The following is a 16,514-nucleotide window of genomic DNA, read 5'->3' as shown; positions in this document are numbered from 1 at the left end:
GCGAAGCACCGAGCAACGCGCGTGCCGCCTGCGCGAAGCCGTGGCGGACGTCAGGGCAGCGCAAGCTCCCGCGCGCCCTCGGAGGCGGCCCAGCGCTCCTTCACGGACCAGCGCTCTTCGGTGCCGGCCTGAACGATCGTGAGACGGCCTTCCGGCGCGAACGCGCACGTATCGATGTAAATCTGCGAGCCGATCTGCTTCACGGCGCGCGTCGGCGTATGGCCGCAGTAGGTCGGCGACAGCCCGAGCTGTTGCTGCGGGTCCGCCTGACCGAGCGCGAGGGCGCGGCCCCACAGAATCTGCGTGCGCACGTCTTCATGGAAATCGCCGGCGTCGAGTTCGGCGTCGTTGCCGAAAAACTCCGCATGCAGCACGTTGAAGCGCCGTTCACCTTCGCCGACGATGCGCACGAGCGGCAACTTCGCGAGCCGCGCCGCGAGCACGGCGAGTTGATCGTCGGGAATCGCGTCTGCCCACGCGCCGCCGATCGCGTACCACGACTGACGGCGCATCGTGCCGGTCGCGACCGAGATCAGCGAATCCTCGTGATTGCCGAGCACGGGATAGAACCACGGCTTGTCGATGAGATCGATGGCCGCGCGCGAGTCGGTGCCGCGATCGACCAGATCGCCGACGGAGAACAGCCTGTCCCGCGCACCATCGAAGCCGATTTCGTGCAGAAGATAGCGCAGCGCATCCATGCAGCCATGCAGATCGCCGACCACGAAATCGCGGCCGATATCATTGGCGGGATGCCTGCAAACGATAGGATAGGTAGGACCATTCATGCGCCGATGATAGCGCTGCTCAATGACAAGGTGTGAGGCCTGGCTCGCTTTTGCAAGCAATCTGCAAGCCGCATCGACACTCGTTACACGGGCGTTACCGGCGCGCTGGATACGCGCGTAAAAGCTGCTGCGCGCCGTCGATTCAACCCGTATTTATTGCGCTATCGCGCGCAGCCGCGCGACCGTTTTTGCATCGGTCGTTGCGCGTGGATCACCGAACTGGCGCGTGATGAAGTTGGCCAGCGCCGCGATCTCTTCGTCCGTCAGTTGCGCGCCGAACGCCGGCATCTGGGCATGGGCGTCGCGCGTCTGACGATTCACGCCGTGCAGGATCACGAGGACGAGATTGTTCGTCGTCGCGATGCCAAGTGCGCCGGTCACGCTGTCGTGCACGAGTGAGGGAAACGACTTGCCACCCTCGCCCGTCACGCCGTGACAACTCGCGCAGGCGGCCGCGTAGAGCCGTGCGCCGTCGCTGTCGAGCGCCGTGATGTCCGTGCGTGCCGGCCGACCGAAGCTCGTGCGCACGCGCGCCGCCTTCACCGCGACCGGCGGCACGGCGCGCAGATACGTGATCATCGCGCGCAGATCGGCGGTCGTCATAAATTGCGTGCTCGTGGCGACGACCTCCGCCATCGGTCCGAGCGCGTAGGCACGGCCGGGCGCCGCGCCCGTCGACAGAAAGCGCAGCAGTTCGTCGTCGCGCCATGCGCCGATGCCCGCCACGCGTTCGGGCGTGAGGTTGCCTGCCTGCCAGCCCGCGATCGTCGCGCCGCCGAGCCGCTCACTCCGGTCCAGTCCGCCGAGCCAGTTGCGCGGTGTGTGGCACTCGCCGCAATGCCCGAGCCCCTCGACGAGATACGCCCCGCGATTCCACTCCGCGCTCTTCGACGGATCGGCAACGAAGCGTCCCGGCGAAAAATTGAACAGATTCCACAGCGTCATCAGCCAGCGCTGGTCGAAGGGAAACGAGAGCGCGTTGCGCGGCCTCGCGGTGCGCACGGGCGGCACGGTTGCGAGCCAGGCGCGCATCGAGAGGAGATCGGCGTCCGAAAGCAGCGTGTACGCGGTGTACGGAAACGCGGGATAGAGCCGCTCGCCGTTGCGTCCGATGCCCTCACGCATCGCCCGGATGAACTGCGCGTCGGTCCATGCGCCGATGCCCGTTTCCCGGTCGCTCGTGATGTTCGGCGCATACACGTTGCCGAACGGCGTCGCGATCGGCCTGCCGCCCGCGAACGGCCGCGCGGGATCGGCGGTATGGCAGCTCATGCAGCCGCCCGCGCGCACGAGATACTCGCCTTGAGCGGCTTTGGTTTGCGCGTTGGCAGGGCTGAGCAGACAAGCCAGGAGGACGAACACGCCCGTGAATCGCGCGTTCATCGCAACGACGTTTCGATCGTGCCGGCGAGCCGCAGCGCGAGCGCCGCGATCGTCAACGTGCAATTGACCGAACCGCCCGCGGGCATCACCGCGCTGCCGGCGATGAAAAGATTCGCATGATCGTGCGCGCGGCATTCGGCATCGACGACGGCATCGCCCGGATCGCGGCCCATGATCGCCGTGCCCATGATGTGGCTGCTCGCGCCGAGCGAATCGTCGTATTCGATCTCGGTGCCGTCGAACATGCCGGCAATGCGACCGAACAGCGCGCGCGTATCGGCGGCGCTCTTGCGCACGTAGTCGTCGATCGCATAGGCGATTTCCGGACGCGGCAAGCCGAGCGCATCCTTTTGCGCCGACAGCGTCACGCGATTCGCGCCCGATGGCAATTGCTCGTGGAAGCTACCGAACGTGAGCCTGCGCGCGCACTGCTCGCGGATCTGCCGGTCGAGTTCGCCGCCCGTCAGCCCTTTGCCGAGCAGGTTCCAGGTGACGGCGAGCGTGGGCGCCGCGTTCGACAGATGCAGCTTCTTCGCCGCCTGCTGCGCGCGAAACGGCCCGTCGCGAAAGTCGACGATCGAGCTCATTTCCACCGGCCCGCGCCCCGGCCACAGCGCCTCGTTCGCGAGAAAGCTCACGCTCGCGCCGGGATGATCCATCAGGTTACGTCCGACCTGATCCGAGCCATTGGCGATGCCCTTGGGATAGCGCGCCGACGTCGACATCAGAAGAAGCCTGGGCGTTTCGATGCCGTTCGCCGCGATCACGAAGCGCTTGCCCGTCACGCGCGTGCTCTGGCCGTTCGGGTCCTTGTAATGGATCGCGACGATGTCGCCGCGATCGTTGGCCTCGACGCGATACGCGACTGCCTGCGCGATCAGCGCCGCGCCCGCGCGCTCGGCTTTGTCGGCATGCGTGGCGGCGTGGTAAAGCGCGCCGATCGGGCAAATCGGCATGCAATTGTTGTTGCCGCAGCACGCGGGGCGCGCGTCGTATGGGCGGCTATTGCGCGCCATCGGCTCGGGCACGACGCGCAACGACTGCGCGCCGAGCACGTCCGCCACACGCCGGTCCATCCATGAGAGCGGCAGCGCGGTCATCGGATAAGGCGTCGAGCGCGGCGAGCCGAGATCGAGATCCGGGCCCGCAACGCCCAGCTCGACTTCGGCCTGACCGTACCAGGGCTCGAGCGTCTCGTAGGGAAACGGCCAGTCGCGCCCGACGCCGTACAGCGACTTCACGCGAAAATCGGCGGGCAACAGACGCCAGGCGGCGCCCGCCCAGTGCCACGTGGTGCCGCCGACGAGCCGCAGATATTGCGGTCGATACGGGGTCGTGCCGCGATCGATGAGATATGCGCCCGGATTCATCGGCTCGGGGCGAGGCGCGTGACGCAGAAGCGGATATGGCGCGCACAGGTCGCGCTTGTCGGCGACGCGGCGAAAGTTGTCGACGATCTGCCAGCGCGCGAGACGCGGCCCCGCTTCGAGCAGGATCACCGACGCGCCCGCCTTCGCCAGCCGATACGCGACGAGACTGCCCGCCACGCCCGATCCGACGACGACCACATCCGCCGAAGTGGAACCCGCCATGCGCGCGCCTTTGTCCTTGGTCGTGATGCCTGCGCGCCGGCCGCTCAGGGCTTGCGCGCCCAGTCGGCGGGCTCGCCGCGGCAGTATGAGGGAATCGTGAGCATGTCGCCGACGGGATCGAACATCAGTGCGCGTTCGTACGCAACGACCTCGACATGCGGCGGCTCGCCGACGACGCCGAGATACCACGCACGCATCACCGCACCCACCGTCTTCGCGAGCTCGGGGCGCGTGGTTTCCAGCGCGGCCGTGATGACGTCGGTCGGTGTGCCGCCGTGCGTCGCAATCCATTGGTCGAGCGCGGCGATCTTCGCGGCGAACTCGGGAACGTGCCGGACGAGCGCCGCATGCACGCGGTCGGCCAGAAGCGGATCGAAGCTCGTGCGGCCTGTGAGCCTCGCCGATACCGCGACGAACGCATCGAACCCGGGCGCGCGCGACTGCTGTTGAGCGCGCGCAGGCAGCGACGCCCACGCGGCGAACGCGCACCCGCCCGCCACGAGGCCCCGCCGCATCGCGAACGACACGCGCTCGGACGTTTTCATGCGCTTTCCTCAGCTTGCCGAAAGGTGACCGGGCAATAATCGCAGGCATCGAGCGAAGGCTGGCTCTCACGCGGATAGAAACGAAATGAAGCAGATTCTCCCGCCCGTTCTGCGCTACCGGCCGCGCGCCCTGGTCGGCCTCCTGATTGGTTGCGTCGTCGCCGCTTTGGTTCCGGCGCACGTGCGCCCGACCGCGCGCGCGCTGATCGGCTGGGACGCGGCGGTGTGGCTCTATCTCGTGCTGATCTGGCTCAAGATGGCGACCGCGCGCCAGAGCGACGTGCAGGCGCTTGCCGAACGCGAGGACGAAAACGCCGCGACGGTCCTGATGGTCGTGAGCGTCGCGGCACTCGCGAGCATCGTGGCGATCGTCTTCGAGTTATCGACCGCGAAGAACCTGGGCGCGGGAGCGGTGCTGCATTACGTCCTGACCGGCGCGACGATGCTCGGCGCCTGGCTCCTGATCCCGACGATGTTCACGCTGCACTACGCACGGCATTACTATCAGTCGCCCGATAACGATCCCGCCCTCAGGTTTCCCGACCGGCATCTGAAGCCCGATTACTGGGACTTCCTCTACTTCTCCTTCACCATCGCGGTCGCCTCTCAAACCGCCGACGTCTCGCTTGCATCGACATCCGCGCGCCGCACCGCGCTCGCGCAGTCGGTCTTGTCTTTCTTCTTCAATCTCGCGGTGCTCGGGCTCTCGATCAACATCGCCGCGAGCATGGTCGGCGGCTGAAACGACGCTGTCACGCGCGCTCCATAAGCTCTTCGGATACGCCGTGTAAAAACGCGACGCACGCCGCTGTCAGTTTTACACGCGGCACGTTCGTGCAGCTTCGTGCCTGGCCGGCGCCGTGCGCCGGCGGTCTCGGCATGCCATGGCCGCACACGAATGTGCTGCACCGCACATGCACGCGCGCGCGTGGCACAGCGATTGCTGAATTGCGCCAGCTATTTCAGACGAAACCTCGATCAGCGCTCGCATGCGCGGCTTGCCGTCCGCGCGTTCCTCTTGCTCAGGAGCCCCACTTTGCCTTTGAATGTTCTGCTGGTCGCCTCCGAAGCCGTCCCGCTCGCCAAGACCGGCGGACTCGGCGACATGGTCAGCGCCTATGCTGCCGCGCTGCGCGAAGCCGGCGTCGACGCCACCATCCTGCTCCCCGCCTACCCGAATGCGATTGCTCAGGCTGAAGGTCTGAGCAAGGTGGGCACGCTTACGGGCCTGCCCGGTGGCGATGCAGCACTGTTGCGCGGCCGCATGCCCGATACCGGCGTGCCGGTGTTGCTGCTGCGCGCCGATGCGCTCTATGCGCGCACCGGCCTTTATCAGGATGCGCAGGGCCGCGACTATCCGGACAACGCGATCCGCTTCGCGATGCTCTCGGCGGCCGCCGTCAAGATCGCCGAAGGCGTGCGCGGCGTGAAGAAGCCCGACGTCGTTCATGCCCACGACTGGCATACCGGCCTGACGCCGCTTCTGATGAAACACGCGGGCGTGCACGCGAAGAGCGTATTCACGATCCACAATCTTGCATTCCAGGGCAACTACGCGCTCTCGCTTGGTGCGTCGCTCGGCGTGCCGCAAAAGTGGCTCGTGCATGCGTTGAGCGATCCGAAGAGCATCGAGTTCTATGGCGCGCTGAGTCTGATGAAAGCGGGCATCGTGCACGCCGATCGCGTGACGACCGTCTCTGAAACCTACGCACGCGAAATCCTCACGCCGCGCTTCGGGCATCTGATGGAAGGCGTGCTGCAAAGCTGCGCGGACAAATTGGTGGGCGTCGTCAATGGCATCGACGAACAGACGTGGAATCCCGCCACGGACCCGCTCATCGAACGCAACTATTCATTCGACGACATGCGCGGCAAGCACGCCTGCAAGCGCGCGCTGCAACGCAGGTTCGGCCTGCCCGTCGATCCTTTCGCGCCGCTCATGGCAATCGGCAGCCGCATGACCGGCCAGAAGCTCGCCGATGTCGCGCTCGAAGCGCTGCCCCGGCTGCTCGAGAAACATCCGCGCCTGCAACTCGCGGTGATCGGCAAGGGCGAGGCGTATATCGAGGCGGGCTTCAGGAAGCTCGCGCAGGAATGGCCGGATCGCGTGGGCGTGTATATCGGATATGACGAACGGCGCGCGCATGCCTTGCACGCGGGCGCGGATCTCCTGTTGCACGGCAGCCGCTTCGAGCCGTGCGGCCTCACGCAGATGTATGCCATGCGCTACGGCACGCTGCCGATCGCCTCGCGCGTGGGCGGCCTCGCCGACACCATCGTCGATGCGGCGCAGAACGCGGAACATGACGTGCGCGACGTGCTGCGTCCCTCGGCGTATCTGCGCGACGGCACGCACGACACGCCCATCGCGTCGATCGCGGCACCGCGCGCCGCACATGCGCCTACGGGCTTTCTCTTCGACGGCGAACGCGCCGACGATGTCATCGACGCCGCGAGCCGCGCGCTCGATGCCTACATGCGTCCGCAAGTGTGGCGCGCGCTGCAGCGCAACGCGATGTCCTGCGATTTCGGATGGAACGAAGCCGTGACGACGATGGTCGCACTGTACGTCGGCCTGAGCGACGCGCGCCCGAGCCGCTCGACGTTGCGCACGCGCCGCGTTCCCGAGCTCATGCAGGCAACCGCGCCCGCGCAAGTGCAGGACGCGCGTTCGCTTGCGCGCACCGCATGAGCATACGCGGCGCAGTTGTTCCATAGTAGTGCCTTGATGCAAAGCTGAACCGGGCACTCGCCGGGCGAGGCACGCAAACTGCTGCCTCGCCCCGTGCGAACCGAAGGAAATCACTTGGGATCGTGGCGCCTACCGTGAGCGTGACCAGCGCACGATGCACGGTGCATCGCGACAAGCGGCCAGGCCGGCGTCGATTCACGCGGCGCCAGGGTGTAATCTGAGTTCCGCCTGACGTCCGCGCGATTCCGTATGTGCGGACCGGCTCTTCAGCAGTTTGGCCCGTGAGCGTGATCGCGATTGATGCCCGCATCCCCGCCACCGCAGGACGACTCTGGAAAAGACGAACGATGGAAAACCATCAAGCTCATCATGCGTACGCGCCGCGTATCTACTTCATCGATCCCCTGCTCGTCGGCCCGCTCGCGAACTGGCCCGCCCAGTTCGAGCACGCGGCCGCGCTTGGCTTCGATCACGTCCTGATCGGCTCGCCATTCATGCCCGGGAGCAACGGGCATCGCGAGGCCGTCGCGGATCATCATCGGCTGCATGCCGTTTTCGAATCCGATATGAGCGCAGCCGATGGCCTGCGCCAGCTCGCCGACGCCGCGAAGAAGCACGAGCTCACGCTGCTTGTCGATATCGTGATCGACCGCGTGAGCGCGGAAGGCGGCCTCTATCAGGACAACAAACACTGGTTCCAGCCCTTCGAGAGCGCCGATGCGCGGCTCGATCCGCGCAAGCCGCCGCGTCAGCGCGATGTCGCGCGGGCGAACTTCGCCGATGGCGAGGCCGCGCATCATCTGACCGAATGGTGGGCACGCGAGCTGAACCTGCTCGCCGATGCGGGCGTGGGCGGCTTTCGCTTCGATTCGCCGCACGCGGTGCCGGCGCACGTATGGCGCAGGCTCGGCGCCGCGGTGCGCGAGAAGCATCCCGAGACACGCTGGCTCGCATGGACCGTGGGCGTCACGCGCCATGATCTGCACGGTCTCGCCGATGCCGCATTCGATGCCGTGTTCGCCTCGACGCGCTGGTGGGATTTCAAGAGCGCGTGGCTCTTCGACGAGCACGCGGCACTGTCGCGCATCGCATCGCCGATCACGTTTCCGGAAGATCCGTTCGGCACGCGGCTCATCAGCGATCTCTCCGATACGAGCGACACCGCGCTCGTCGAACGCGCGTACACACGCGCGCTCGACACCGCCGCCGCGCTCGGCACCGGCATCATGGTGCCGATGGGTTTCGAGTATGGCGTCGGCCTGCCGATGTCGCCGCAATATGGCATCGCAGCCGAATACGAGCGGGCGAAGAACGAGAAGCGCATCGACCTCACGGCGCGCGTCAAACGCGCGAACGACTTGCAGCGCAACGTCGGCACGCTGTCGAGCGTCGGTGAACTGCGGGCGCTGACGGGCGCGGGCACGCCGTACGCTGCGTTGATCCGCGCGGATGGCGGCGATTTGCGCCATAGCAACGACGCCGTGCTGGCCGTGATCAATCCCGATCTCGTCGCGCCCGTGCATGTCGATACGCTGCATCTGCTCGAATCGGTGCCGGGCAACTACACGCGCTTTGCGCTCATCGACGATTCCATGGGCAAGGCCGAACGGCTCGCGCCGTTTTCGCTCAGGGCGGGCGAAGTGCGGCTCTTTCGCGCCGAGGCCGAGCCGTTCATCCTGCTCGCGCAGCCGCAGGTGAAGCGCGGCGCGAAGGCCGCGGACAAGAAAGCGGTGACCGAGGCAATCGCCGCGCCGCGCGTCTCGATCGAAAGCGTGACGCCTTCGGTCGATCATGGGCGCTTTCCGGCCAAGCGCATCGTCGGCGAGGCAGTGGAGATTCAGGCCGCGATCTTCGCGGAAGGTCACGACAAGATCGCCGCCGCCGTGCAATGGCGCGCCGCCGACGAAACCGTCTGGCACGAAGCGCCGATGCGCGCCGTGCAGCCCGCCGGACTCGATCTGTGGTCCGCGCGCATTCCGCTCGAACGCGTGGGCCGGCACGAATTCGTCGTCATGGCGTGGCGCGACGATTACGCGTCGCTCGTCGATCACATGCAGAAGAAGCTGAAGGCCGGGCAGACCGTCGAGCTGGAAGTCGAGGAAGCGAAGCATCTGTTCGCGCTGATCCTCGCCGAAGTCAAGACCGCCGACGACGCCGACAGCAACAGCGCCCCGCTCGACGCGATCGTCAAGGAGTTCACGAAAGCCGACGACGCGCGCAAGCTCGAACTCACGCTCGCGCCGGCGACCGCGAAGGCCGTCGCAGCCGCGCGGCATCGTCCGTTTCTGTCGCGCGATCCGGTCGTGTATCGCGTCGATGCGGAACGCGCCGCCGCGCGCTTCGCGAGCTGGTACGAGATCTTCCCGCGCTCGATGAGCGACGACGTGAACCGCCACGGCACGTTCATCGACGTGATCGGCAAGCTGCCCCGCATCCGCCAGATGGGCTTCGACGTGCTCTACTTCCCGCCGATTCATCCGATCGGCGTCGCGAACCGCAAGGGCAAGAACAACACGCTGACGGCAGGTCCCGGCGATGTGGGCAGCCCGTATGCGATCGGCGGCAAGGAAGGCGGACATACCGCCGTGCATCCGGAACTCGGCAATCTCGACGACTTCAAGCGCATGCTCGAAGCCGCGCATGAACATGGTCTCGAAATCGCGCTCGATTTCGCGGTGCAGTGCTCGCCCGATCATCCGTGGCTGAAGGAACATCCGACATGGTTCGCATGGCGTCCCGACGGCACGCTGCGTTATGCGGAGAATCCGCCGAAGAAGTATCAGGACATCGTGAATCCGGACTTCTATGCGCAGGACGCGAAGCCCGAGCTATGGATCGCATTGCGCGACGTCTTTCTGCACTGGATCGCAGCGGGGGTGCGCATCTTCCGCGTCGATAATCCGCATACGAAGCCGTTCCCGTTCTGGGAATGGGTGATCGGCGACGTGCGCGCGCGTCATCCCGACGTGATCTTCCTGGCCGAAGCGTTCACGCGGCCGCGCGTGATGAATCGTCTTGCCAAGCTCGGCTTCTCGCAGTCGTACACGTACTTCACGTGGCGCGAGAGCAAGCGCGATTTCATCGACTACATGCACGATCTCACGCAAACCGACGCGAAGGAATTCTTCCGCCCGAACTTCTTCGTGAATACGCCGGACATCAATCCGCGCTTTCTGCAAAGCTCGGGGCGTCCGGGCTTCGTGATTCGCGCGGCGCTGGCGGCGACGTTATCGGGCTTGTGGGGCGTGTACAGCGGCTTCGAGCTTTGCGAGTCCGCCGCGCTGCCGAACAGCGAGGAGTACCTCAACTCCGAGAAGTACGAAATCAAGGCGTGGGACTGGAATCGTCCCGGCAACATCGTGACCGAGATCACCGCGCTCAATCGCATTCGCCGCGCGAATCCCGCTCTGCAGACGCATCTTGGCGTGAACTTCCTGCCCGCGCATAACGATCACATTCTGTTCTTCGAGAAGGCGAATTCGTCGCGGGACAACGTCGTGCTCGTCGCGATCAATCTCGATCCGTTCAATGAACAGGGCGCGGACATCGAGTTGCCATGGCAGACGCTCGAGCGCTGGGGCGTGCGCGAGGGCGATGCACTCACGGTCGAGGATCAGGTGACGGGCGAGCGATTCGAATGGCGCGGACGGCGTCAGCACGTTCGTCTCAATCCGCATTCGCTGCCGTTCGCGATCTGGCGCATTGCGCCGACGTGGGGCTTGCCGAAGCCGCAGCCGGATGCAGAAGGATGAATCCTCAGTAGCGAACGAGAGCACACCCATTACAAGGGCGAATAGCGATGCATTCAGCCCATAAGGACATTGGAGCGAAACCGTGGATACAAGGGTGAAGCGCAACAAGAAAGCCTCGATTCTCAGCGACGATCCGCTCTGGTACAAGGACGCGATCATCTATCAGGTTCACATCAAGTCTTTCTTCGATGCGAACAACGACGGCATCGGCGATTTCCCCGGCCTGCTCGCGAAGCTCGACTACATCGCGGAACTGGGCGTCGATGCGATCTGGCTGCTACCGTTCTATCCATCGCCGCGCCGCGACGACGGCTACGACATCGCCGATTACCGCAACGTGCATCCGGACTACGGCACGCTCGCGGACGTCAAGCGCTTCATCCAGGAAGCGCATGCGCGCGGCATACGCGTGATCACCGAGCTCGTCATCAATCACACGTCGGATCAGCATCCGTGGTTTCAGCGCGCGCGGCATGCGAAGCCGGGCTCGAATCATCGCAACTACTACGTTTGGTCCGATACGGACAAGAAGTACGAAGAGACGCGCATCATCTTCATCGACACGGAGCCGTCGAACTGGACGCACGATCCGGTCGCGGGACAGTACTACTGGCATCGCTTCTATGCGCACCAGCCCGACCTGAACTTCGACAATCCCGCGGTCATCAAGGAAGTGCTGTCCGTGATGCGCTTCTGGCTCGACATGGGCATCGACGGGCTGCGGCTGGATGCGGTGCCCTATCTCGTCGAGCGTGAAGGTACGAACAACGAGAACCTGCCCGAGACGCACGCGATCCTGAAGAAGATTCGCGCGACCATCGACGCCGAGTATCCGAACCGCATGCTGCTCGCGGAAGCGAACCAGTGGCCGGAAGACGTGAAGGAATATTTCGGCGATGAAGACGAATGCCATATGGCGTTCCACTTCCCGCTGATGCCGCGCATCTACATGTCCATCGCGAGCGAGGACCGCTTTCCGATCACCGACATCATGCGGCAGACGCCCGATCTCGGCACGACGAATCAATGGGCGATCTTCCTGCGCAACCACGATGAACTCACGCTCGAAATGGTCACTGACTCCGAGCGGGACTATCTGTGGAACACGTATGCGAGCGATCGCCGCGCGCGCCTGAACCTCGGCATTCGCCGGCGTCTCGCGCCGCTCATGGAGCGCGATCGCCGCCGCATCGAACTCATCAACTCGCTGCTGCTGTCGATGCCCGGCACGCCCGTCATCTATTACGGCGACGAGCTCGGCATGGGCGACAACATCCACTTGGGCGACCGCGACGGCGTGCGCACGCCGATGCAATGGTCGTCCGATCGAAACGGCGGGTTTTCGCGCGCCGATCCCGAGCAACTCGTGTTGCCGCCGGTGATGGGTTCGCTCTACGGCTACGACGCGGTGAACGTCGAATCGCAAAGCCGCGACCCTCATTCCCTGCTGAACTGGACGCGCAAGATGCTCGCTGTGCGTCGCTCGAAGCATGCGTTCGGACGCGGCACGATCCGCTTCCTGCGGCCCGCGAATCGCAAGATCCTCGCGTATCTGCGCGAGCTCGAAGGCGAGCCGCCGGTTCTGTGCGTCGCGAACCTTTCGCGCGCGCCGCAAGCGGTGGAACTCGACCTGTCGGAGTTCGATGGATCGGTGCCGCTGGAAATGACCGCCGATTCGCCGTTTCCGGCCATCGGCAAGCTCACGTATCTGCTGACCTTCCCGCCGTACGGCTTTCTGTGGTTCCAGTTGTGCCCGGGCAACATGCGGCCGGCGTGGGCGCAGGCGCCCTCGGAGCAATTGCCCGAATTCGTGACGATGGTGATTCGCGCGGGACAGACGGGACCAACGCCCGAGAACGTGCGTCTGCTCGAATCGGAAGTGCTGCCGAATTACCTGAGCAAGCGCCGCTGGTTCGCGTCGAAGGATCAGAAGCTGCATGGCGTGCGCCTCGCCGCGCTGACGACGATCGAAGGCGCGGGCTTTGCCTTCACCGAGATCGAAGCCGATGTCGGCGATCATTGCGAGCGCTACGTGCTGCCGCTTTCCATCGCGTGGGGCACCGAGACGACTTCGCCGCTCTACATGCAGCTCGCGCTGGCGCGCGTGCGCCGCAACCGCAACATCGGGCATCTGACCGATGCGTTCGCGGTGCCGCAGTTCACCTACGGCGTGATGCGCAAACTGAAGGAACGCGCGGTCGTGCCGACGGTGCAAAAGAGCGAGATCCGCTTCATTCCCACCGAGCGCCTCAACGAGCTCAACTACTATCCCGCCGATCTGCCCGAGATCCGCTGGCTCGCGGCCGAGCAGAGCAACAGCTCGCTCGTGATCGGCGACAAGGTCGTGTTGAAGCTCGTGCGGCGTGTCGTCGGCGGCATTCATCCCGAAGCGGAAATGAGCCGCTATCTGACGAAGCTCGGCTATGCGAACACCGGCCCGCTGTATGGCGAAGTCGTGCGCGTCGATCCGCAAGGCGTGCCGCATACGCTCATCATCCTGCAAGGCTTCATCGACAATCAGGGCGATGCGTGGAACTACGCGCTCGATTATCTGCGCCGCACCGTCGATGAACTCGCGGTCGCGGTGGAACCGGAGGACCATACGCCGGAGCGCGATGCGCAGGCGGAAGGCTTCTCGGGCTACGGCAGCATCGCGGGCATCATCGGCAAGCGGCTGGGCGAATTGCATGTCGCGCTCGCGTCGCCGACCGAGGACGAAGCCTTCACGCCGCAGCGCGCGACGCCCGAGGACGTGAACGGCTGGATCGACGGCACGCTGAAGCTGCTCGAATCGGCGCTCGACATCCTTGCGCAAAAGGTCGGCGAGTTCAATGAGCACGACCGCTTCCTTGCGCAGAGCCTGCTCGATCGCCGCGCCCTGCTCGTCGATGCCGTGAAGAAACTCGTCGCGCCCGGCGCCGATGCGCTGTGCATCCGCATCCACGGCGACTTCCACCTGGGCCAGGTGCTGATGGCGCAGGGCGATGCGTATCTGATCGATTTCGAAGGCGAGCCCGCGCGCCCGCTCGAGGAGCGCCGCAGAAAGACGAGCCCGCTGCGCGACGTCGCGGGGCTGCTGCGTTCGCTGTCGTATGCGAGCGCGGCCGCGCAATCCACGACCGAGAACGCGCCCGCCCAGACGGCGGATCGCAAGCGCGCTCTCTTCGAACGGCTGCGCGCCTTCGCCGAGGAGAGCTTCTTGCGTGAGTACACGGCGGCGATCGCATCGTCGCCCGAAACGATCGCGGCCGAAGACGTTTTCGAAGCGTTGCTCGATCTCTTTCTGATCGAAAAGGCCGCTTACGAAATCCGCTACGAAGCAGCGAACCGGCCGACCTGGATCGGCCTTCCGTTGCGGGGTCTCGCGTCGCTCGCGAGCCGCTTGCTGGGCGATACGGGCGAGCCGCCCGCTCCGGGCACGCGCCCCGTCTTCGGAGCAACCAAGGACAATCCGGATGGAACCCACCATGAACAATCGTAGCGATCCGGCGGATTCCAGGAATCCCGCGCACGGCCTGAATCCGCTCGACATCGACGCGCTCGTCGAGGCCCGGCATCCCGACCCGTTCTCGATGCTCGGCCTGCATGAAACCGATCGCGGGCATGTCGTGCGCGTGTTCCTGCCGGGCGCATCGTCGGTGAGCGTGACGGATTCGGGCAGCGGCGAGCACATCGGCTCGCTCGCGCGCATCCACGATGCAGGGCTTTACGCGGGCTTCGTCGAGAGGCCGACGGCGTATCGCCTGCAAGTCGACTGGCATGGCACGCCGCAAGAAACGCACGACACGTACTCGTTCGGCCCCGTGTTGTCCGATGAATGGCTCGCGCGCCTCTCGCACGCGGATCCATATGCGGTGCTCGAGTGCCTGGGCTCCCGGCCGGTCACGCACGGCAACGTCGCGGGCGTGCGCTTCGCCGTGTGGGCGCCGAATGCGCGGCGTGTGTCCGTGGTCGGCGACTTCAACACATGGGACGGCCGACGTCACCCCATGCGCCTGCGTCACGACGCGGGCGTGTGGGAACTGTTCATTCCGGGCATCGGCGCGGGCACGCGCTACAAGTACGAGATCGTCACGCGCGACGGCCACACGTTGCCGCTGAAGGCCGATCCCTGTGCGATGCAGAGCGAGAAGCCGCCTTCGACGGCATCCGTCGTCGCGGATGCGGATGCGATCGATCATTACGCCTGGACCGATGCCGACTGGATGGCCACGCGCGGCGGCAAGCAGACGCCGCAATCGCCGATCACCATTTACGAGGCGCACGCCGAATCGTGGCTGCGCGTGCCCGAGGAAGCCAATCGCGGCATGAACTGGCACGAGCTTGCCGAGCGCCTGATTCCGTATGCGAAGGGCATGGGCTTCACGCACCTCGAATTCATGCCGATCGCGGAGCATCCGTTCGGCGGTTCGTGGGGTTATCAGCCGCTCGGGCAGTTCGCGCCGTCCGCGCGCTTCGGCACGCCGGAACAGTTCGCGGAGTTCGTGAACCGTGCGCACGAGGCGGGGCTCGGCGTGATCATCGACTGGGTGCCGGCGCACTTTCCGAACGACGCGCACGGTCTCGTGCAGTTCGACGGTACGCCGCTCTACGAACATGCGGACCCGCGCGAGGGCTACCACCAGGACTGGAACACGATGATCTACAACCTCGGCCGCAACGAGGTGAGCGCGTTCCTGATCGCATCGGGGCTTGCGTGGCTGAAGCGCTATCACATCGACGGCCTGCGCGTCGATGCGGTCGCGTCGATGCTCTATCGCGACTATTCGCGCAAGGCGGGCGAGTGGGTGCCGAACATCTATGGCGGGCGCGAGAATCTCGAATCGATCGCGTTCCTGAAGCGGTTGAATCATGAAGTGCGGCAGATTCCGGGCGCGATCACGGTGGCGGAGGAATCGACCGCATGGCCGGGTGTGACGGCGAGTGTCGAGAGCGGCGGCCTCGGTTTCGATTTCAAGTGGAACATGGGCTGGATGCACGACACGCTGCATTACATGCAGGAAGATCCGGTTTATCGGCAATATCACCATCATCTCTATACCTTCGGGATGGTGTATGCGTATTCCGAGCGGTTCGTGCTGCCCTTGTCGCACGATGAAGTGGTGCACGGCAAGGGATCGCTCATCAACAAGATGCCGGGCGACCGCTGGCAGAAATTCGCCAATCTGCGCGCGTATTTCGGCTTCATGTGGACGCATCCGGGCAAGAAGCTCTTGTTCATGGGCGGCGAATTCGGGCAATTCGCGGAGTTCAATCACGATGAATCGCCGCACTGGCATCTGCTCGACGATTCACTGCATGGCGGCTTGCAGAAACTCGTGCGTGATCTGAATCATCTTTATACGAGCGAGCCTGCGTTGCACAAGCTGGACAGCGATGCGCGCGGCTTCGAGTGGATCGTCGGCGATGACAATGCGAACAGCGTGTATGCGTATCGGCGCACGGATGCCGAGGGGCGCGATCTGGTCGTCGTGTGCAATATGACGCCGGTGCCGCGGCTGGCTTATCGAATCGGGTTGCCGCGGCGTGGGCGATGGAGCGAGGTCTTCAACTCCGATGCTTCGATTTATGGCGGGTCGAATACGGGGAATGGAGGGGTCATTCATACGGATGACTATCCGAGTCATGGGAGGGAGCAGTCGGCGGCGCTGACGCTGCCTCCGTTGGCGACGATCGTTTTGCGGGCGGATTGACGGGCTGCGTTTGGGTGGCCGGCGCCGGACTTCGGGTTGCGCGTCCGGTCTGATTGCGTTGCCCGTTTG

9 protein-coding genes are annotated in these 16,514 nt (G+C 65.1%); 5 read left to right on the top strand and 4 right to left on the bottom strand.

Annotated features, from left to right (window positions below; all coding sequences use genetic code 11):
• Positions 1-50: 50 nt before the first annotated feature.
• The 4 genes from NCS58_RS14655 to NCS58_RS14640 form a co-directional block, all read right to left on the bottom strand.
• Positions 51-788: a metallophosphoesterase gene (locus NCS58_RS14655; protein WP_061118330.1), complete on the bottom strand. Its 738-nt coding sequence runs from the start codon at positions 786-788 to the stop codon at positions 51-53.
• Between the two features lie 153 nt (positions 789-941).
• The gene (locus NCS58_RS14650) at positions 942-2,171 is read right to left on the bottom strand and encodes a cytochrome c (protein ID WP_061118331.1); all 1,230 of its coding nucleotides are present in this window, start codon (positions 2,169-2,171) and stop codon (positions 942-944) included.
• Positions 2,168-3,763: a GMC family oxidoreductase gene (locus tag NCS58_RS14645; RefSeq protein ID WP_061118332.1), complete on the bottom strand. Its 1,596-nt coding sequence runs from the start codon at positions 3,761-3,763 to the stop codon at positions 2,168-2,170. Before NCS58_RS14645 ends, NCS58_RS14650 begins: the two co-directional genes overlap by 4 nt.
• A gap of 44 nt (positions 3,764-3,807) precedes the next feature.
• The gene (locus NCS58_RS14640; protein ID WP_061118333.1) at positions 3,808-4,308 is read right to left on the bottom strand and encodes a sugar dehydrogenase complex small subunit; all 501 of its coding nucleotides are present in this window, start codon (positions 4,306-4,308) and stop codon (positions 3,808-3,810) included.
• A gap of 85 nt (positions 4,309-4,393) precedes the next feature.
• On the opposite strand from NCS58_RS14640, the gene NCS58_RS14635 reads away from it, so the two are divergent.
• The 5 genes from NCS58_RS14635 to glgB all read left to right on the top strand — a co-directional run bounded on the left by NCS58_RS14635 (position 4,394) and on the right by glgB (position 16,445).
• Positions 4,394-5,050 (top strand): DUF1345 domain-containing protein, encoded by a 657-nt coding sequence (locus NCS58_RS14635; protein ID WP_061118334.1) that lies wholly within the window; start codon positions 4,394-4,396, stop codon positions 5,048-5,050.
• A gap of 294 nt (positions 5,051-5,344) precedes the next feature.
• The gene (gene glgA, locus NCS58_RS14630; RefSeq protein WP_061118382.1) at positions 5,345-7,000 is read left to right on the top strand and encodes a glycogen synthase GlgA; all 1,656 of its coding nucleotides are present in this window, start codon (positions 5,345-5,347) and stop codon (positions 6,998-7,000) included.
• A 347-nt stretch (positions 7,001-7,347) separates the two neighbouring features.
• The gene (locus NCS58_RS14625; RefSeq protein WP_086961058.1) at positions 7,348-10,752 is read left to right on the top strand and encodes a maltotransferase domain-containing protein; all 3,405 of its coding nucleotides are present in this window, start codon (positions 7,348-7,350) and stop codon (positions 10,750-10,752) included.
• 82 nt (positions 10,753-10,834) lie between these two features.
• On the top strand, positions 10,835-14,233 hold the full coding sequence (gene treS / locus NCS58_RS14620; RefSeq protein WP_409219287.1) for a maltose alpha-D-glucosyltransferase: 3,399 nt from the start codon (positions 10,835-10,837) through the stop codon (positions 14,231-14,233).
• Complete coding sequence (gene glgB / locus NCS58_RS14615) at positions 14,220-16,445, top strand: 1,4-alpha-glucan branching protein GlgB (RefSeq protein ID WP_061118336.1); 2,226 nt, start codon at positions 14,220-14,222, stop codon at positions 16,443-16,445. Before treS ends, glgB begins: the two co-directional genes overlap by 14 nt.
• Positions 16,446-16,514: the final 69 nt, after the last annotated feature.

The sequence above is a fragment of the Caballeronia sp. INML3B genome, from assembly GCF_023631305.1.
GTDB classification, from domain to species: domain Bacteria; phylum Pseudomonadota; class Gammaproteobacteria; order Burkholderiales; family Burkholderiaceae; genus Caballeronia; species Caballeronia turbans.
Note: the sequence above shows the minus strand (reverse complement) of the source record. Positions and strands in the feature narration are given on the sequence as shown.

Bases quoted from the DNA above. Each gene is read 5' to 3' on its own strand.
- NCS58_RS14635 (WP_061118334.1), top strand. From the start codon at position 4,394: ATGAAGCAGATTCTCCCGCCCGTTCTGCGCTACCGGCCGCGCGCCCTG.
- NCS58_RS14650 (WP_061118331.1), bottom strand. From the start codon at position 2,171: ATGAACGCGCGATTCACGGGCGTGTTCGTCCTCCTGGCTTGTCTGCTC.
- NCS58_RS14645 (WP_061118332.1), bottom strand. From the start codon at position 3,763: ATGGCGGGTTCCACTTCGGCGGATGTGGTCGTCGTCGGATCGGGCGTG.
- NCS58_RS14655 (WP_061118330.1), bottom strand. From the start codon at position 788: ATGAATGGTCCTACCTATCCTATCGTTTGCAGGCATCCCGCCAATGAT.
- glgB (WP_061118336.1), top strand. From the start codon at position 14,220: ATGAACAATCGTAGCGATCCGGCGGATTCCAGGAATCCCGCGCACGGC.
- NCS58_RS14625 (WP_086961058.1), top strand. From the start codon at position 7,348: ATGGAAAACCATCAAGCTCATCATGCGTACGCGCCGCGTATCTACTTC.
- NCS58_RS14640 (WP_061118333.1), bottom strand. From the start codon at position 4,308: ATGAAAACGTCCGAGCGCGTGTCGTTCGCGATGCGGCGGGGCCTCGTG.